This is a genomic window from Rhodopila sp., from assembly GCF_035548095.1.
Taxonomy (GTDB): domain Bacteria; phylum Pseudomonadota; class Alphaproteobacteria; order Acetobacterales; family Acetobacteraceae; genus Rhodopila.
Map to the genome: position 1 here is coordinate 55,061 of NZ_DASZUV010000004.1, position 18,359 is coordinate 73,419.

16 protein-coding genes are annotated in these 18,359 nt (G+C 69.9%); 7 read left to right on the top strand and 9 right to left on the bottom strand.

Translation table 11 applies throughout. The annotated features are described in order from the left end of the window. Nucleotides 1–36 precede the first annotated feature (36 nt). The gene (locus VHC04_RS04520; RefSeq protein ID WP_325678416.1) at nucleotides 37–729 is read right to left on the bottom strand and encodes a hypothetical protein; all 693 of its coding nucleotides are present in this window, start codon (nucleotides 727–729) and stop codon (nucleotides 37–39) included. A gap of 77 nt (nucleotides 730–806) precedes the next feature. Beyond that, entirely contained in the window at nucleotides 807–1,496 is a 690-nt protein-coding gene (locus VHC04_RS04525) for a TetR/AcrR family transcriptional regulator (protein ID WP_325678419.1), read from the bottom strand. Nucleotides 1,497–1,583: 87 nt separating this feature from the next. Between VHC04_RS04525 and VHC04_RS04530 the strand changes: the two genes are divergently transcribed. After that, nucleotides 1,584–2,879 carry an MFS transporter gene (locus VHC04_RS04530; protein ID WP_325678421.1) on the top strand — a complete coding sequence of 432 codons (1,296 nt, stop codon included), beginning with the start codon at nucleotides 1,584–1,586 and terminating at the stop codon, nucleotides 2,877–2,879. Nucleotide 2,880: 1 nt separating this feature from the next. Here VHC04_RS04530 and VHC04_RS04535 read toward each other — a convergent pair whose 3' ends face one another. From VHC04_RS04535 to VHC04_RS04550, 4 genes are all read right to left on the bottom strand, one after another. After that, a complete protein-coding gene (locus VHC04_RS04535) occupies nucleotides 2,881–4,101 on the bottom strand; it encodes a DUF2336 domain-containing protein (RefSeq protein ID WP_325678424.1) in 1,221 nt (406 codons plus the stop codon). Nucleotides 4,102–4,115: 14 nt separating this feature from the next. Beyond that, nucleotides 4,116–5,504 carry a sensor domain-containing diguanylate cyclase gene (locus VHC04_RS04540; protein WP_325678426.1) on the bottom strand — a complete coding sequence of 463 codons (1,389 nt, stop codon included), beginning with the start codon at nucleotides 5,502–5,504 and terminating at the stop codon, nucleotides 4,116–4,118. A gap of 380 nt (nucleotides 5,505–5,884) precedes the next feature. Then, nucleotides 5,885–7,162, bottom strand: coding sequence for a phosphopyruvate hydratase (eno, locus tag VHC04_RS04545; RefSeq protein WP_325678428.1), 1,278 nt, complete (start codon nucleotides 7,160–7,162; stop codon nucleotides 5,885–5,887). Between the two features lie 84 nt (nucleotides 7,163–7,246). Then, nucleotides 7,247–8,137 (bottom strand): DMT family transporter, encoded by an 891-nt coding sequence (locus tag VHC04_RS04550; protein ID WP_325678430.1) that lies wholly within the window; start codon nucleotides 8,135–8,137, stop codon nucleotides 7,247–7,249. A gap of 335 nt (nucleotides 8,138–8,472) precedes the next feature. Between VHC04_RS04550 and VHC04_RS04555 the strand changes: the two genes are divergently transcribed. From VHC04_RS04555 to VHC04_RS04580, 6 genes are all read left to right on the top strand, one after another. Next, nucleotides 8,473–9,639, top strand: coding sequence for a hypothetical protein (locus VHC04_RS04555; protein WP_325678432.1), 1,167 nt, complete (start codon nucleotides 8,473–8,475; stop codon nucleotides 9,637–9,639). Between the two features lie 184 nt (nucleotides 9,640–9,823). Further along, on the top strand, nucleotides 9,824–10,849 hold the full coding sequence (locus VHC04_RS04560) for an LLM class flavin-dependent oxidoreductase (RefSeq protein WP_325678462.1): 1,026 nt from the start codon (nucleotides 9,824–9,826) through the stop codon (nucleotides 10,847–10,849). A gap of 157 nt (nucleotides 10,850–11,006) precedes the next feature. Further along, nucleotides 11,007–12,233, top strand: coding sequence for an ABC transporter substrate-binding protein (locus VHC04_RS04565; protein WP_325678464.1), 1,227 nt, complete (start codon nucleotides 11,007–11,009; stop codon nucleotides 12,231–12,233). A gap of 108 nt (nucleotides 12,234–12,341) precedes the next feature. Continuing rightward, the gene (locus tag VHC04_RS04570; RefSeq protein ID WP_325678466.1) at nucleotides 12,342–13,307 is read left to right on the top strand and encodes an NAD(P)H-dependent flavin oxidoreductase; all 966 of its coding nucleotides are present in this window, start codon (nucleotides 12,342–12,344) and stop codon (nucleotides 13,305–13,307) included. A gap of 930 nt (nucleotides 13,308–14,237) precedes the next feature. Continuing rightward, complete coding sequence (locus VHC04_RS04575; RefSeq protein ID WP_325678468.1) at nucleotides 14,238–14,441, top strand: hypothetical protein; 204 nt, start codon at nucleotides 14,238–14,240, stop codon at nucleotides 14,439–14,441. A gap of 265 nt (nucleotides 14,442–14,706) precedes the next feature. Next, nucleotides 14,707–15,225 carry a PRC-barrel domain-containing protein gene (locus tag VHC04_RS04580; protein WP_325678470.1) on the top strand — a complete coding sequence of 173 codons (519 nt, stop codon included), beginning with the start codon at nucleotides 14,707–14,709 and terminating at the stop codon, nucleotides 15,223–15,225. 340 nt (nucleotides 15,226–15,565) lie between these two features. On the opposite strand, the gene VHC04_RS04585 is transcribed toward VHC04_RS04580, so the two are convergent. The 3 genes from VHC04_RS04585 to rodA form a co-directional block, all read right to left on the bottom strand. Then, nucleotides 15,566–16,432: a dienelactone hydrolase family protein gene (locus tag VHC04_RS04585; protein WP_325678472.1), complete on the bottom strand. Its 867-nt coding sequence runs from the start codon at nucleotides 16,430–16,432 to the stop codon at nucleotides 15,566–15,568. A 338-nt stretch (nucleotides 16,433–16,770) separates the two neighbouring features. Continuing rightward, nucleotides 16,771–17,175, bottom strand: a complete 405-nt coding sequence (locus VHC04_RS04590) for a DUF3293 domain-containing protein (RefSeq protein WP_325678475.1) — start codon at nucleotides 17,173–17,175, stop codon at nucleotides 16,771–16,773. Continuing rightward, a complete protein-coding gene (rodA, locus tag VHC04_RS04595; RefSeq protein ID WP_325678477.1) occupies nucleotides 17,162–18,307 on the bottom strand; it encodes a rod shape-determining protein RodA in 1,146 nt (381 codons plus the stop codon). Before rodA ends, VHC04_RS04590 begins: the two co-directional genes overlap by 14 nt. Nucleotides 18,308–18,359 lie beyond the last annotated feature (52 nt).

An 18,359-nucleotide genomic window follows, 5' to 3' on the forward strand; every position in this document is an offset into this window, starting at 1 on the left:
GATGACCCCCGGCGAGATTGCCCCGTATGGCGCGGCCTACCGCCCCGGGCCGCCGGCCAGCAGCTCGGCCGCCACGCGCGCGGTCGCCTCATTCGCCTGCGGAATGAACGGCAGGTTGCTCAGCGTATCCAGCGTGGCTTGCGGCCCCCTCTCGAACAACGGCGGCGTCAGCGTCACGGCCGCCGCGCTCGCCGCCCCGTTGGGGACATCCTGCACGAAGGCCAGCAGCGCATTCACCACCACCTGCGGGGGCGCATCGGCGCGGATGCCGACGACCTGCCGCACCGCCTCGCGAGCCTGCCGCAGCCGCGCCTTGCTGGTGGCGTCGACGCTGACCCAGCGCGGGCTGTCCAGTTCGCCGGCCAGGTATTCCACCGCCACGATCGCGCGCGCCGCGTCGACCGGGTTGCCGCGCGTGTTGGCCGGCGAGGCGAAGGCCCAGGCGGCGAAGCTGATCCCGCCGACATCATTGTCCAGGTAGATGCCCCAGACCATCGGCGGCAGCACCGGCGTGGGCAGTGGCGGCACGCTGATGGTGACACAGCCGCCCAACAGCGAGGCGCCCAGCAGCGAGGCGCCCAGCAGCAAGGTGCCCAACAGCGAGGCGGCCAGCGGCGCGCCCGGACCGCCCCGGGCCCCGACGCGGCGCCCCCGCCCGAGCGCCCGCGCCGGAGTTGGTGCCCAGGCCCGGGCCAGGGTCGGGCCCAAGGTCCGGGCCAGGGTTTGCACCGATGTTTGCGCAAGGTTTTGTGCCGATGTTTGCACCGATGTTCGCGCCACGCGCCGAAGAGTCGGCCCGCCGCGCATCAGGCCGCCCCCTGCCGGGTGGTCTCGACCTCCGGTGCCGGGGCGGCGGATGGCGACAAGTCCGATGGCACCGCCATATCCGGCCCTGTCCGCGCGGGCTCGGACGGGTTCGGCATGGCGGGGTCCGACGCCGCCGCGCCGGATGGCGGCAGCACGGCATCCGCGGCGGTGCGCAGAAACCGGTCCGCCAGCGCCGGATCATCCGCCAGCCGCGCCAGCGTCACCGCCCCCACCATCGTCGCCAGCACACTCGGAGCCTCGGCCGGCCGCGGCAGGCAGCGCTCCAATGCCGCCAGCATGGCCTGCAACGGCTCATCCATGGCGTGCCGCATCGTCGGCCGCCGCCCGGCTTCCGAGGACAGCGTGGTCAGCGGGCAGCCGATCGCGGCCTGCGTGTGGGCGACCGACAGGTACGGCTCGACGATCCGGCGCAGCCCCCGAACCTTGTCGGGATCGGTGCTGCAAGCGGTCCAGCGGGCCGCGCCGCGGGCCAGCAGCGCGCGCGAGACCTCGGCGACCAGCGCTTCCTTCGAGGCGAAATGCGCGTAGAACCCGCCATGCGTCAGCCCCGCCTCCCGCATGATCGCGTCGACGCCGACGCCATCGACGCCATGCTCGCGGAACAGCCGCCCGGCCGCCTCGATGATCCGCCGGTGGGACTCGTCCCGCCGCTGCACCCTGTTGTTCATTCCGCCTCCTGCCGAACGGCCAGTCTGGCACCTTGACAATCATATGACGAGCGTCATTTGAATGCGCGCGAAGATGGAGCGTTTGTCATGCGGCCGGACACCATGGGGCCAGGAACCATTGCGCGGCTGGTCGGCCGGCGCCTGCACTACGCCTGGGTGGTGGTGGGGATCATGTTCGTCGTGATCCTGGCCAGCGTCGGCGTGCGCGCCGCGCCGGGCGTGCTGATCGTGCCGCTGCAGGACGCGTTCGGCTGGACCAATACGGCGATCTCGGGCGCCATCTCCCTGAACATCCTGCTGTTCGGGCTGGTCGGGCCGTTCGCCGCCGGCTTCATCCAGACCATCGGGCTGAAGCGCACCATCCTGGCGTCGATGACGCTGCTGGTGCTGGGGGCCGGCCTCAGCGGCTTCATCACCGAGATCTGGCAGCTCTACCTGACCTGGGGCGTGCTCGTGGGGCTGGGTTCCGGCGCCGGCATGGTGGGTCTGGCCACGGCCATCGCCAACCGCTGGTTCACCGCGCGCCGCGGCCTGGTCGTCGGGCTGCTGACCGCCTCCAACGCCAGCGGCCAGCTGGTGTTCCTGCCGCTGCTCGCCAGCCTGGCCACGCATCAGGGCTGGCACGCCGTGCCGCTGGTGGTCGCCGCGGTGATCCTGGCGCTGATGCCGGTGGTGATGCTGTTCCTGCCGGAGAGCCCGGCCGCGATCGGCCTGCCCGCCTATGGCGCGACCGAGGTGGCTCCCCTGCCGGTCCCCGGCGGCAACCCGTTCCTGATCGCCTTCGAGGGCCTGGCGCGCGGCCTGCGCTCCATCGATTTCTGGCTGCTGCTGATCACCTTCTCCATTTGCGGCTTTTCCACCAACGGGCTGGTGGGCACCCACCTGATCCCGTACTGCATCGATCACGGCATTCCCGAGGTCAGCGCCGCCGGGCTGCTGGCCGCGATGGGGATCTTCGATCTCGTCGGCACCACCCTGTCCGGCTATCTGACTGACCGGTTCAATCCGCGCATCCTGCTGTTCTGGTATTACGGCCTGCGCGGGCTGTCGCTGGCGGTGCTGCCGTTCACCGATTTCGACGTCGTCAGCCTGGGCATCTTCGCCATTTTCTACGGCCTGGACTGGGTCGCCACCGTGCCGCCCACGGTGACGCTGACGAATGAGGTGTTCGGCCGCAAGGACGCCCCGGTCATGATCTCCTGGATCGTCGCCGGCCATGCGGCGGGCGGCGCGATCGCCGCGCTGGGCGCCGGCACCGTCCGCTATGAGACCGGCAGCTACGTTATGGCCTTCGTCGCCAGCGGCGTCGCCTGCCTGCTGGCCGCGCTGCTGGTGCTGCGGATCGCGCGGCATCGCGGCCCGGCCCTGATGGTGGCGGAGTAGCCTACCGCCCCGACCGGAACATGAATTCCAGCTGCCAGCGCATCTCCTGCTGCGACAGCGGAAAACCGCCGCCGGGACGGGCCGCGATCACCTGGTCGGGCGGCAGGCGGCCCAGCACGATCTGCAGCGCCTGCGCGACCTGCATCGGCAGCCCGGCCCGCCAGGCCAGGGCGATCAGCCCTTTCGGGCTGCGCAGGGCGATCGCCCGCTCCACCACCTCGGCCGGCACGCTGGCCTTCAGGGCCAGCATTGCCCCCATCAACCCGGCCTGGCCCTGCCTGGCGGCCTCGATGAACGCGTCATCCTTCAGCCGGCCGGTGTCGCGGATGGCGCAGGCCTTGCGCCAGGCGGCCTCGATCTCGGACGCCGGCTTCGGCGCCGCCGTTACGGTGGTACGGTCGATCCGCGCGCGCAGTTCCTCGGCCAGCGCCGGGTCCAGGTCGGCGCGCGCGCACAGCTCCTCCAGCAGGTGCGAGGTGACGATCTGCGACAGCGCCCGCGCGGCGGCGGCCGACAGCGACTTGTGCCGCACCAGCTGCCGCTGCCAGCCCACCTCGCCGCCGGCGCGCGCGGCCAGCGCGTCCAGCGTGGTCTCCATGATCTGGGCCGAGGGGTTCTCCAGCAGCGCCGCGATCGCCTCGCCATGCGCCGCGTCGACGATGGCCTGCGCCACCGCGCCGTCGATATGGGGCCGCCGAGCGACCACGGTGACGGTGTCGGCTGTCGGCGCGGCGACGATCAGCCGCACCAGGTCCTGCGAGGTCAGCACCGGCGAGAACAGGATGACCGGCGTCGCCACCATGATGGCGGGATCGTGCGCCAGCCGCAGGATCAGCTCGCGCGGCGCCTGCGGCATCGATTTCAGTGCCTCGGCGATGCTGGCGCGCACCCGCTCCGCCTCGTCTTCCACCAGCCTTGTCAACAGCGCCAGCGTGCTGTGGCGCAGCGCCGCCTGCGCCTCCGACGTCAGGCCGGGCAGCAGCGCCGCCAGCTTGCGGCCCAGCAGCGCGCGGACGCGTTCATCGCCGTCCTCGGCCAGCACCGCGTCCAGATCGCGTGGCGTCGCCGGGTTCAGCGCCACGGTGGAGCGGACGGTCACCGACGGGTCGCGCACCAGCCGCGCCAGCAATGCCGGCTCGACGTGCCGGTTCGCACCCTGGCGTACCCGCGTCGCCTCGTCCGCCCGCGTCATCAGTCCCCGTGTCATCAGTCCCCGCGTCATCAGTCCCCGTGTCATCAGTCCTCGAGCAGCGACACGCGCCAATGGCCACGGCCGCCCCGCTTGACCGCATACATCGCCTCATCCGCTCGGCGCATCACGCTATCGATCGGCTCGTCACCGCCGGCATGACGCGTGGCGATGCCGATCGACAGGCCAAGACCCGGCACCGGCGCCGGCAGCTCGGCATTAAGGGCGCGCGGCGCTTCGCGGCGCAGGTACTCCGCCCGTTCCGCCGCCGTCAGATGGTCGGCGCCGCTCATCCAGACGGCGAACTCATCGCCGCCGAACCGGGCGACGAGGTCGCTGGGCCGCACCAGCTCCCGCAGCGTGGTGGCGACCTGCATCAGCACCTGGTCCCCCGCCTCGTGCCCGAACCGGTCATTCACCTCCTTGAAGCAATCCAAGTCGATGAACATCAGCGTGCCGGGCAGCTCTTCCCGGTCCAGCCGGTCCACGTGGCGCCTTAACTCCTCGGTGAAGGCGCGGCGGTTCAGCAGGCCGGTCAACGGGTCGGTGCGCGCCTGCCGCGCCATCTCATGCTGGATCGCCTCATGCTCCAGGATCATCCGGATCACGCCGCCGGCAGACCGGGCCAGAAGCATGTCGTCGCGGTCCCAGGGCCGCGGATCGGCGCCGCGCCAGGCGACGAAGGCCGCCTTGGCGTCGAACCGGGTCTTGCATCCCACCGCCAGCACCGCCCACCCGTCGGGCGTCATCGCCTGGCCGGGCTCGATCGCGTGCCGGGCGACCAGCTCACGGGCGGCGGCCCAGACCGTATCGGGGCCCGGACCGGTGGCGTGCAGGACCTGACCCCCGGCTGCCTCGCCGGCCGTCTCTCCGGCCGCCCCTCCGGCCGCCCCTCTGGCCGCGGCGCCAGCCGTGGCGGCGATCACCGCGGCGCCGTCCGCCGACAGCGCGTTGATCAGCGCCGCCAAGGCCGCGTCCATCATGCGCGGCGCCATCACCTCCTGCGCCACGCCCCACAGGATGAAATCCAGCACCTCCCCCCGCCGCAGGCTGCCGGCGATCTCGGCGGCGTGGTCGTAAAACTCGGTGACATCGAAGGCGATCCCGCGCGAACCGCCATAGCGGCCGGTGGCATCGATCAGCGGCGTGGCGGCGAAGGACAGGCAGGCCGGCTGTCCGTCGAAGCGGCGCACCCAGGCGCGGCCCGCCTTGCCCGGGCGGCACGGCCGGAACGGGTTGGGACCGACCGCGCGGATATCCGCCAGCAGCAGCATGTCCGCCGGCTGCCCCACCAGCATGCCGGCCGGCCAGCCCAGCGCGTCATCCGGCACCACGAAGGTGAAGCGCCCCTTGGCATCGGTCTCGAACGCCAGGTCGGCACCCAGCCGCACCATGTCCTGCCAGCGCTCACGGCTGCTGAGCAGCGGGCCGTTCACCAACACGGCAGCCTGGGCCGCGGCGCCCTCCGGCACGGCAGGCTGGGCCACCGCAGCCCCGGGCATAGCCGCTTGGGGCATGGTCCCTTGGGGCATGGCACCTTGGGGCGCGGCGGCGTGGGAGGCCGCATGGGCCGCGGTGGTCGAGTGAGGCTGCGTCCCGGTCATGCGTGGCGGAATCCCCGGCGGATCGAAATCAGCCGGGACTCAGCCACACATTCCTTAACGAAACGTTGCCCCTGCCGGCGGACGCATGACCGTCACGCCGACTTTGTCGCCACCGGTTGCCCGCCGTTCCACCAATGGTGGGGCGCCAACGGTGGGAGGCCAATGGCGGGGCGCCCAATGATGGGGCGCCAATGGCAAGCCTGGGCGAATTCTCAGCCGCGCAGGATGGTGGCGCCGGCGTAGCGGGCGGCGGCGCCCAGCTGCTCCTCGATGCGGATCAGCTGGTTGTATTTCGCCGTGCGGTCGCTGCGCGCCAGGCTGCCGGTCTTGATCTGGCCGCAGTTGGTGGCCACCGCGAGATCGGCGATCGTCGCATCCTCGGTCTCCCCCGACCGGTGGCTCATCACCGTGTTCCAGCCGGCCCTCTGCGCCAGTTCCATCGTCTCCAGCGTCTCCGACAAGGTGCCGATCTGGTTCACCTTGATCAGAATCGCGTTGGCCGATCCCTGCCTGATGCCACGGCGCAGGCGTTCCGGACTGGTGACGAACAGGTCGTCGCCGACGATCTGCAGGCGCTTGCCGAGGGTCCCGGTCAGCAATTGCCAGGTGTCCCAGTCATCCTCGGCGCAGCCATCCTCGATCGAGGTGATCGGATAGCGGGCGCACAGGTCGGCATAGTATTTCACCAGCGACTCGCCATCCAGAATTTTTCCTTCACCTTCAAGATGGTATTTGCCGTCCTTGAAGAATTCCGTGGATGCGGGGTCGAGTGCGAAGGTGATGTCCTCGCCCAGCTTGTAGCCGGCCTTCTCCACCGATCTTGCAATGAACGCCAGGGCTTCGTCGGCGGATTTCAGGTTTGGCGCGAAGCCGCCCTCGTCGCCGACATTGGTATTGTGCCCGGCATCGTGCAGCTCCTTCTTCAGGACCGCGAACACCTCCGACCCCATGCGCACCGCATCCGCCACGGTCGGCGCGGCGATCGGCTGGATCATGAATTCCTGGATGTCGATCGGGTTGTCGGCATGCTTGCCGCCGTTCAGGATGTTCATCATCGGCACCGGCAAGGTGCGGGCGTAGACGCCGCCGACATAGCGGTACAGCGGCAGGCCCAGATCGGCGGCGGCGGCCTTCGCCACTGCCAGCGACACGCCCAGAATGGCATTGGCGCCCAGCCGAGCCTTGTTCGGCGTGCCGTCCAGGTCGATCATCACGTTGTCGACCTCGACCTGGTCGGTGGCCTCCATGCCGACCAGCGCGTCCAGGATCTCGCCCTCGGCGTTGGCACAGGCCTTCAGCACGCCCTTGCCGCCGTAACGGGACTTGTCGCCGTCCCGCAGCTCCACCGCCTCATGCGCTCCCGTCGACGCCCCGGACGGCACCGCCGCCCGGCCGGTCGCCCCGGTTTCCAGCAGAACCTCCACCTCCACGGTCGGATTGCCGCGGCTGTCCAAAATCTGGCGAGCGGTGATATCGGCGATGGCGGCCATGCTGTCTCGTCTCCCACAAGGTCTGTGGGCGGTGCGTAACATCTTGGCCGCCGCGCGGCCAGAGCATGGTGCGGTGCGGCAGGATCAGCGGCCGCGCACCATCTGGAACGCGACCAGAGACGCGATCATCAGCGACGCGCCGGCGCCTTGGGCCAGGGTCATCGTCTCCCCCAGCAGCGCGATGCTGGCCATGGTGGTCAGCAGCGGCTCCAGGTTCATCACCAGCGCGGTGCGGAACGGGCCGATCCGGGCGGTGGAGATGTAGATCAGCAGCGTCGACAGCGTGGAGGTGGCGGTGACGCCGAGGAACGCGCCCCAGCCGGCGACGGAGCCGGGGATCGCCCAGGTGCCGACCAGCCCCAGGGCAATGAGGTACACGGCGGTGGACGGGACCATCGAGTACCAGGTGGTGAGCCGCGCATCCGCCTGGTTGAGACAGGCGCGCGTCAGCAGCAGCGTGGCCACCCGCGCCAGGGCGGCGATGAAGGCGCAGGCCAGGCCCAGCGGCGCCAGGTCCTGCACGTGGAAGCCCAGCATCATGCCCAGGCCCAGGAACGCCGAGGCGGCGGCGAGCAGGGCGCGCCAGCCGACCCGGTCGACCCCGGTGACGGCGCCGGCCAGGCCGGTCAGCAGCGGGTAGACGAAATAGGCCAGGATGGCGATCGACACCGGTAGCAGCGCCACCGCTTCCAGCAGCCCGAACATGGTCACCGAGAACAGCAGGCCGATCCCCAGCGCGATCCAGCGTTCCCGCGCCGTGTGACGCCGCATCGGCGGGGACAGGCGCAGCCATGCGATGAAGAAGATCACCACGACGACGCCGCGCAGCGTCGCCAGCGACAGCGCGTTCATGCCGGAGGCGAAGGCGACCTTCAGCAGGATGTCGGTGATGCTGAACGACGCGGCGGCGGTGATGCCGTAGAGGGAGTCCGAGTACCGCCTTGGGATGGCGACGGACAGGGCGGTGCTGCTCATCGGCCGGGGTCACGGCATGGACGGGCAGCCGCTTTCCCAGCCGGCGGGCGGCTTCTATCGGGGACGCGCATGGGGTCGGTTTCCTGGACGCGGCGGGTTGGTCCCGCCGACTGCTTCGGTGCGGGAGTGTGACGGCAAGCGGTGCGGGTCTCAAGTCCGGTGCACCGGCGGCGCACCGGCGCGGGACGCGAAGCCGGTCGGCCGCCCAAGGGGGTCCAAAGGGGGCCCAAGGGCGACGCGGTGCCAGCCGCCGCCACACGCGGGGCAGTCTGTTGACTCGGTCAGGACCGTCTTTCACCCTGGACACACACTCCCAACCGTGGAGCACACGCACCATGAACCCACCGGACAATGCGTGGCGCCAAGTGATAGCGGCAGTGCATGCGTCCGGCCGCAAGGCCGCGCTTGCGATCACCGGGGGCGGCAGCGGCGCCATCGGCGAATTGCTGCGTGTTCCCGGCGGCTCGCGGCTGCTGATCGACGCGCAGGTTCCCTATGATGCCGCGGCGCTTGCGGCCTATCTGGGGTTTGCCCCGGCCCAGGCGTGCAGTGCCGAGACGGCGGTCGCGATGGCGCAGAGCGCGCGGACACGCGCGGCCGGCCTGGTGCCGGCCGACACCGAGGTGGTCGGCCTCGCGGCGACCGCAGCGCTGGTCAGCGACCGCCCCCGCAGGGGCGAGCATCGGTTCCACATCGCCTATGCCACCGCCGCCGGCGTGACGCGCTGCACCGGCGTGATGGCCAAGGGACGGCGTGACCGCGACGCCGAGGAGACGCTCGTTTCCCGGGCGATCGTCCTGTTCCTGGCCCGCGCCTGCGGCATCGCCGCATCGTCGCCCGGCAGCCTGCTCGACGCGGACGAAGAGTATGCGGAAGCGTCCGTCAGCACCGCCGACATGATCAATCAGCTGCTGGGCGGCGAGCATGACCGCGTCTCCGTCCATCCCGACGGTCAAATGGCGCTGCTGGCGCCGCCGCCGGCCGTGCTGCTGCCGGGCTCGTTCAATCCGGTACACGACGGACACGTGTCGCTTGCCCGGATCGCCGAAGACGTCAGGCAGTGTCCCGTGGCGTTCGAGATCTCGGTGATCAATGTCGACAAGCCGCCGCTGGCGCGCGAGACGGTGCGGCGGCGGCTGGCGCAGTTCGCCTGGAAGTCGCCGGTCGAGCTCACGCGGGCACCGACCTTCGTCGAGAAGTCGCGCCTGTTCCCGCGGGCGACGTTCGTCATCGGCGCCGATACGGCGGAGCGGCTGGTCGCACCGAAATATTATGCCGACGATGAGCAGCGGATGCACATGGCGCTGGAGGAAATCGGCCGCGCCGGGGGCAGTTTCCTGGTCGCCGTGCGCGTCGACGCGAGCGGGCGCCTGCGCGCGCTGAGCGATATACGGGTGCCCCGGCGCTACGCGGATCTCTTTACCGAAATTCCCGAACACCGTTTTCGGTCCGACCTCTCCTCGACCAAGATCAGGGCCGGATGGAGCGTGGCCGCCGGTTGAGGGAGGCGGATTCGCAAACGTCCGACCCCCCTACCCCCGCAGATTGACCGCGCCGCCCTCGGCGATCACGCTCGCCCCCCGAGAGACGCCGCCGCACGGCGTCCGGGACGCCGGAAGAGCGAGGACGCGAAGACCGAGAACGGGAAGACCGAGAACGGGAAGACCGAGAACGGGGGGATCAAAGATGGCTGCATCACCAGCGGGCGCGCAGCCGGGGCTTGGGCTGGCCTTGTGGGGCGTGGAGCCGGTGCGGACGCTGGCGGCAAACGCGGCCCTGGCGGAACAGGCCGGGTTCGAAAGCGCCTGGATCATCGACTCGCAGCTTCTGTGCCGCGAGGTCTATGTCTCGCTCGCCGCCTGCCTGATGCGCACGACGACGCTGCGCGTCGCGACCGGCGTCACCCAACCGGCGACACGGCATCTGTCGGTCGTCGCGAGCGCCGCCGCGACGTTGCAGGAGATGGCGCCGGGACGGGTGATGCTGGGTTTCGGCACCGGTTTCAGCTCCCTCAAGACCATCGGCAAGCCCGCGGTGCGGATCGACGAACTGGAGCGCTTCACTGGCGCGTTGCGCAGGCTGCTGAACGGCCAGGGGGTCACGTTCGACCACGGCGTGGAGGGGAGCATCAGCTGGCTGCGGCAGCCGGCCGGGGTGCCGATCCACTATGCCGCCAGCCGCCCGCGCATGACCCGCAGCGCCGGCGCGCATGCCGACGGGGTGATCCTGCTGCAGGGAACCGCACCCGATCTGGTGGCGCGCGCGATCGCCTGGCTGGACGAGGGCGCCGAGACGGCGGGCCGGCCGCGCGGATCGGTCGAGATCTCCTGCTGGGTGCCATTCAGCCAGGACGTCGACCGGCGCAAGGCGCTGGATCGGGTCCGCTCCCGCGTGGCCGGTGCGCTGATGCAGGCCAATCCGGATTGGTTCGAGGGCGGGGAACGGGACGCCATCGTCGCGCTGAAGAAACAGTACGCGGTCGGCGACCACGCGGCGGCGTCGGCGGCGCATGCGGCGATCGTTCCGGACTCGCTGGTGCGCAAGTTCGCCATCGCCGGCGATGCGCAAGAGGTGCGAGAGCAGGTTCGGCGGCTTCGCGCCAATCCGCGTGTCAGCCGCATCATCTTGAACCCGCAGATCCCCGGTCCGGGCGCGCTGCCGATCGATCAGGTCATCCGCGACTTCGGAGAGGCGGTGCTGCCGCACTTGTAAGCGGACCACCCAAGCGGACCAGCGGCGATGGACCTGATGATCCGGCGCATTGCGCTTTTTCGCCGAGGCCGGCCAGGCCGAAGCGGACAGGCCGGCCTCAGCGGCGGCAGAAAGCATCAACGGAAAGCGCCAATAGAAGACGGAGGATGACCCCGGAATGCGTTCCATCCCATCACGACTGTCCTGGCTGGCCCGCGGCGCCGGCGCCGCCGCGATGCTGATCGCCCTGCATGGCGCCGCGGTCGCGGACGGTGTCGTCAAGCTCGGCATCCTCGATGACCTGACCGGCCCGTATTCGCTCGCCAGCGGCATCGGCACCGTCGAGGCCGTGAAGCTCGCCATCCAGGACTACGGCGGCAAGGCTCTCGGCAAGCCCGTCGAGGTCGTGGTCGCCACCGACCAGAACAAGCCCGACATAGCGGTTGCCGTCGTGCGGGAGTGGCTGGATCGCGACAATGTCACCGCCGTCATCGGCCTGCCGAACTCGGCCTCCGCCCTGGCCGTGAGCAAGGTCGTGCAGGATGCCGACAGCGTCGCGCTGGTGACGGCGTCCGCGACCTCCGACCTGACCGGCAAGGGCTGCACGCCAAATACGACGCACTGGTTCATGGACACCTATGCCAGCGCCAAAAGCCTGACCAACGGCCTGATGTCGCAAGGCCTGAAAAGCTGGTTCTTCATCACCGTCGATTACAATTTCGGCTTGACGCTGCAGGCCGAGGCCTCACGCATGATCACCGCCCAGGGAGGGACAGTGGCGGGCAGCGCGAAGCATCCGCTGGGCGAAACGGATTTTTCCAGCGCGCTGCTGACCGCGCAGGCCTCCAAGGCGCAGGTCATTGCCATGGCGAACGCGGCGGCGGATCTCGATAACGGGATCAAGAGCAGCCGGGAGTTCCATCTCGAGCAGGGCGGCCAGCACGTCGCCGCCTTCTTCCTGAACATCAGCGATATCGTTTCGGTCGGACAGAAGGAGCTGCAGGGCGCCATCGGCGTCGCCGCTGTCTATCCTGGCTTGAACCCGGCGACGCTGACGCTGAGCCATCGGATCGCCGATCGCCTGCCCAGCAGAAGTCCGCCGACGGCCCAGAACCTGACGGCCTACGAGGCCGCCTTCCACTATTTGCAGGCGGTGGATGCCGCCGGCACGACCGAGGGCAAGGCCGTGATGGCCAAGATCAAGTCGATACCGGTCAATGATCCAATCACCCGGAACGGGTCCATCCGAGAGGATGGTCGTTTCATGCGAGACGTTACCGTTTTTCGGGTTAAAGCCCCTTCCGAGTCGAAGGACCCGTTCGATTTCCTGGAACCGGTCAGGGTCATTCCGGCCAGCGACGCGTTTCGTCCGCTATCGGAAGGCGGCTGTCCCTTCGTCAGATAGCCCCGCCTGCATCCGCCGGGTCGTGACGCGCGCGGCGATCGGCGATCGGCCTCGACTCACCCTTGCGATTGGGCCATGTCCAAGAATCCCGGACCAAGGACAACCGACATGCCGCGGATCGAAACCGCCCTCACCCGTCTGCTTGGCATCGAGCATCCGATCCTCACCGCCCCGATGACCGGCGCGGTTGGCGGTGCCCTGGCCAATGCCGTCAGCCAGTCCGGCGCCATGGGCCTGATCGCGCCCGGGCAGGACGAGGCGGTGATCCGCCGCGAACTGCAGGCCGCCGGCAATGCGCGGATCGGGATCGGCTTCGTCACCTGGCAGCTCGCCCGCAACCCCGCCGCCCTCGATATCGCCCTGCAGGCTCGGCCCGAAGCCATCATGCTGTCGTTCGGCGATGCCTCGCCCTACATCCCGCGCATCAAGGCGGCCGGGACGAAGCTGATCTGCCAGGTGCAGAGTCTGGCGATGGCGCGCGATGCCGCTTCGGCGGGCGCCGACATCATCGTCGCGCAGGGCCGTGAGGCCGGCGGCCATGGCGGTGCCATGCGCGGCACGCTGGCGCTGGTGCCGGCGGTGGTCGACGCGGTCTCGCCGATTCCGGTGGTGGCGGCGGGCGGCATCGCCGACGGGCGGGGCCTGGCGGCGGTGCTGTCACTGGGCGCGGCCGGCGTGTCGGTCGGCACGCGCTTCGTCGCGACGCGGGAATCGCTATGGCCCGAGGCGCGCAAGGCCGCGCTGATCGCCGCCGGCGCCGACCAGACCGTGCAGTCCCGGCTATATGACACGCTGAACGACCGCGGCTGGCCGCACGAATTCCCGGCGCGTTTCATTCGTAACGAAACGGCCGAGCGCTGGGCCGGCAGGGAGGCCGAGCTGGAGGCGGATCCGGATATGGAACGAGCCGAATATGCCAGACTGCCGCTGGACGATGTGCAACGCCGCCTGGTGCTGGGCGGCGAGGGCCTCGACCTCGTCACCGACCTTCCTTCGGCCCGCGACGTGGTGGAGCGGATCGTCGCCGAGGCGGCGGCCGCGCTGCGGCGAAGCGCCGGCCTGCTGCGTGATTGAGCCGGTGACACCGCCGCTTTCGCCCGCCGACGCCACCGCCGTCCGCGCGCCGACCCGCGATTATAGGAAAATAGGCTTGATATCGCCGCTCAACCTATGATAGAAGTCCGGCGTTCTCCTGCACCGTCCGGTCCCGATGTCCGCGCCCCCTTCCGATCAAGACGCCCTGTTTCCCATCCTGATCACTCTTCTGGTGCCGCTTTTCCTGGGCGGCGCCACCGGCAACACGGACCCGGCCCTGGCCCGCGCCGCCGCGACCCAGGCGCTGCAGGGCTTCAGCCCCGCCAATACGTGGGAGGCACTGACGGCCCTGCGCATCGTCGGTTTTTCCATGGGCGCCGCCGCCTCCCTGGCCGCGGCGGCGGACGACACCGTGCCGCCGGCCGCCGCCATGCGCTGGCGGTCGAACGCCGGCGCGCTGCAGCGATCGGCCGATCGCGGCCAGGACCGGCTGGACGCATGCCGCGGCATCCCGGGCAGGCCACGCGCCGCGCCCCGCCGCGGCGGGGCCGGGGCAAGTGCCGCCGTGCTCCCCTCGCTGGATGACGCCGCCATCGCCGAGGCGATGCGGCAGGTCGCCGAGCTGAACGTCCGGGTCGCCGAGGCGCGAGACCGCCTGCGGGCGGAGTTGCCGGCGATCGACGGCCCGCCGCCCGAACCGGCGCCCCAAGCCGCCATGCCAGAAGCCGCCACACCCGAAGCCGCCCCGGCGGCGCCGGCGCGGCTGACACCGCCGCCACAGCAGAGCCGAGCCGCGAAGCCGCGATGGCGGCGGAAGGGTTTGAGGCAGCGCCAGGGTTTGAAGCAGGGTCCAGGCCGGAGGCTTCGGCGGCATCCCCGGCGAGCGCTCCATCCGGGTCCTCGGCGGAATCCTCATCGCAGGCCGTACCAGAAGCCGCGGCGAACCGGTGGGAACGGCTCAATCAGATCGTGTTTGCCGAAGGGATCGCAGCGGTCGCCACGGAGTTTGCGCAGGAGCTCGCTTTCCTGCCGCCGGCGGAGCAGCGCAAGCACCGGATGCGAATCCGGGCGCTGACCACCGCCGCGTCGAACATCCAGGATGGCGTGCCGCGCGACCTGGACGCCATACCGGGCTTCCGACTGCCGGCGGAGCTACGCCAAACTCGCAACTGAACCCGGTTGAACCTCGGTTCAGCCCCTGGGGCGGCATCGATGCCGCGTGCGCTGCCCTCCCGTCATGACCGGAACCGGCGGGCAGGCCGAGGCGAACAATTGGATTTGATCCGGCCTGACACCGATATCCAATTCATTGAATTTACACGATATTCTGGCAATTTTCCCGGCCACGCCAGAGGGTTGCGGCCGCGCCGGCGGAAACCGGCGGGCCCCATCCGACATTTCAGACGCATCGTCCACTGCAAACAGGAGCGATCCCCTGATGTCCCATTCGATGTCCAAGACGCTGTCCAAACCGGCTCTTTTCACCGCCGCAATGGCCTTGTCAGCCGCCCTGACGCTGCCTGCGCTGGCCGCGGACCCGACCGCGCCGTCCAGCCCGTCCTCGCATGTGCCGGGGACCCAGACCATGACACCGTCGAACCAGGCACCGGCCATGGCCACGCCGGCGCCGGCCGCGAACACGATGTCAGGGACGGCGACGCACGCCGGTTCGCCGGAATACGTGACCGCCGACCAGCAGTTTCGGGCGAGCAAGATGATCGGTGCCTCGGTCTATAACGACCAGAAGCAGAAGATCGGCTCGATCGACGAGATCCTGTTCGGCCAGAACAACCAGGTCGACAGCGTGGTGCTGTCCGTCGGCGGCTTCCTGGGCATCGGCAGCAAGCTGGTGAAGGTCCCGTACAGCGACCTGCAGGTCCGCAGGGACACCATCGTGATGTCGGGCGCCACCAAGGACCAGCTGACGCAGATGCCCGGCTACAAATACACCGGCTGATCGCGGGTGGATTCAGGACGGTCCGGCGTCGGGGCGGACCGACCGGCGATGCCCCTCCGGGCGCGGCCCCGTGCCTTCCGTCAGGCTGGCGGTCCTGAAGCGTGAGCCTGTCATGCTCAGGCTGTGATGGTTGACCAACCGACGGAAACGGCCGGCACCGACGCTGCACACCGCCAGCCACCATCACGCGCCAACAACGATGCGCCTGCTCGGGATCCCCTGGGCGGGCGTTTTCGTATCACAGCGGGAAGCATTGCGCGCCCCGATGCAGCCCCGCGCCCACTGCACATGGCCCACTGCACATGGACTGCACATGGGCCCGCCAGAATCACCCGCGCGGTCACCCGACGGCCAGTGCCTTCCGGTACAGCGCCGCAAGCTCGCCGAAGGCGCGATCCGCCGCGTCCTTGTTGTAGACGGCGCCGTCGCTGACGCACCAGCCATGCATGCAGCCGGCATAGACCTCGATGGCGACCGGCTTGCCGGCGAAGGCCTCCCGCAGCTTGTCCTTGGCATCCGGCTGGCGCTGGTCGTCATTGGCGGCGATGGCGATATAGAAGGCCGCCTTGATCCGGGGTGCCAACAGATGCGGGCTGTCCGGCTTGTCGGTCACCAGCCCGGCCCCGTGGAAGGAGCCACCGGCGCCGACCCTGTCCGGTGCCGCGGCCGCCGCGATCAGCGTGTAGGGACCGCCCATGCAATAGCCGGACACACCCAGCTTCGCCGTCCGGCTCACCTGGGGCGCGGTCTCCAGCCAGGCCAGCCAGGCAGCGGCGTCGGCGGTCTTCGCCTCGGTGGTCAGCGGCGCCACCAGCGGGACCAGCTTCGCCCGGTCGTCCGGGTTGGCAAAGTTGAACGGTCCGCTCAACACCGGCGCCTTGCGGGTGCGGTAGAACGGGTTGGGGACCAGCACCGTGTAGCCCTCGGCGGCGAGGCGGCTGCCCATGTCCCTGAACGCCGGCCGCAGCCCCAGCGCGTCGGGAAAGATGATGCAGCCGGGCCAGGGCCCCTGGCCGGCCGGATGGAACAGCGCCGCGTCGCAGGTCCCGTCGGCCATCCTGATGGTGACATCGGCTTCCGTTACCGCCGGTGCGGCGACGGCGGAGGCGGTCGCCGCGCCGGCGCCGACGCCAAGCGCGGCGAAGCCGCGCCGGGTGAGCGCGAAACGCCTGGATTGCTCAAATGGCGCTGGCATGTCGTCGTGCATGGCGAGCCTCCCTATGGACCATCGCTTCAGGATGGACGTTCTGCCGCGATCCGCAAGACCACCCCGAAGGGCTTTGCCTCGCCGGGACCTCTGCCTCGCCGCCTGAATCAGGACGGGCCAGGTTGATCCTGTCATGCTTTACAACTCTTTGATTCAAAATCGCTATTCACGCCTTCTGACCGCCGGCTTCAGACGGTCGCGCTCGATGTCCCGCCGGACCGCCATCCGCCAGAGCAGCCGCCACCGGAGCAGCCTCCGCGACCTGGAACGGAGCAGCCGCGGGGCGCGGCCGCGGGAACGGAGCAGCCACGGGGACGGAGCAGCCATGGGGACGCGGATCAGCGCAGCAGGACCAGCCGCGCCGGCTGGCGGGTCCGGACGATGACCACGGCGTTCTGGCGGAACCGGCGCGCGAGGCGGATAGCCGGCCGCGGATCGCCCAGGATCAGCAGGTGCGCCTCCCGCCAGCCGCGCCAGCTCCCGGTCGCCGGCACCACCGGCAGGCGCCGCGCCGCCAGATGAAGCCGGGCCAGCATCCGCCGGTTCCAGCCATCCGCCATCCGGCGGGAGAACGGGTTGTCCGCCGCCACGAAGGTCGCCACGCGATGACCCCGCCCCGCCAGCAGCCGGTCCATGCCCGGGGAACACCGCCCAGGCCGGGCGGTTGCGCCGCCGGCCTGGTACCGGGTCAGCCGGTAGGCCCGCAGCAGGCGCGGCGGCAGGCCGCCGTCAACTCGGCTCACGCGCGGGAAATTCGACATCGCGATGCACATGGACCGACATCAGCACGCCGAATCCCGCCATCACCGTCAGCATGGCCGAGCCGCCATGCGAGACCAGGGGCAGCGGCACGCCGCCCACCGGGATCGCCCCCATCACCATGGCGATGTTGGCGAACACGTACAGGAAGAAGTTGCAGGAAATCCCGAATGCCACCAGCCGGCCAAACTGGTTGCGGCAGCGCATCCCGATCAGCATGCCGCCCAGGATGATCAGGCACAGCAGGCCGATGACGCAGACCGCGCCGACCAGGCCGAATTCCTCACCGATCATGGTGAAGATGAAGTCGGTCTGCTTCTCCGGCAGGAAGTCCAGATGACCCTGCGTGCCCTGCAGGAACCCCTTGCCCCACATCCCGCCGGAGCCCAGGGCGATCTTCGACTGGATGATGTTGTAGCCGGCCCCCAGCGGATCGCTTTCGGGATGCAGGAAGGTGTCGATCCGGGCACGCTGGTAGTCGTGCATGTGATGGTAGACGAAGCTGCCCAGGAACGGCATCGGCGCCAGCACCAGGATGAACTTCCACCACCGCACCCCGGCGCCGAAGAACAGCGCCCCGCCCAGGGCGCCGGTGATGGCGGCGGTGCCCAGGTTCGGCTCCTTCAGGATCAGGCCGACCGGGATCAGGGTGGCGAGCAGCGGCGGGATCAGGAACAGCGGGTTGCCCATCCTCTCCCACGAGGCGCGGTGGAACCAGGCGGCCAACGCCAGGATCAGCGCCAGCTTCATCATCTCGGACGGCTGCAGCTGCAACCCGCCAAGGTCCAGCCAGCGCTGCGCCCCCTTGCCGACATGGCCCATGCGCAACACCAGCACCAGCAGCCCGACGCACAGGGCCCAGAGCGGCCAGGCGAGCCGGGCGATGAAACGGATATCGATCATGCCGATCCCCAGCATCAGCACCAGGCCGAAGGCGAAGCGCAGGACGTGACGGTTGGCATAGGGCTCCGGCGAGCCGCCGGCGGCGCTGTACAGCGCGGTGTAGCCGACCCCGGCCAGCGCACACAGCAGCAGCACGTACAGCCAGTTGATGCGGAAGATCTTGCCCATCAGGTCGAAGGACGGTTCCCGCCACAGCCGCCGCTCGCTCAGCATGGGCGGTGACCCGGCAATGTGGCAGTCCGGCAGCCAGATACCGGCGGGACCG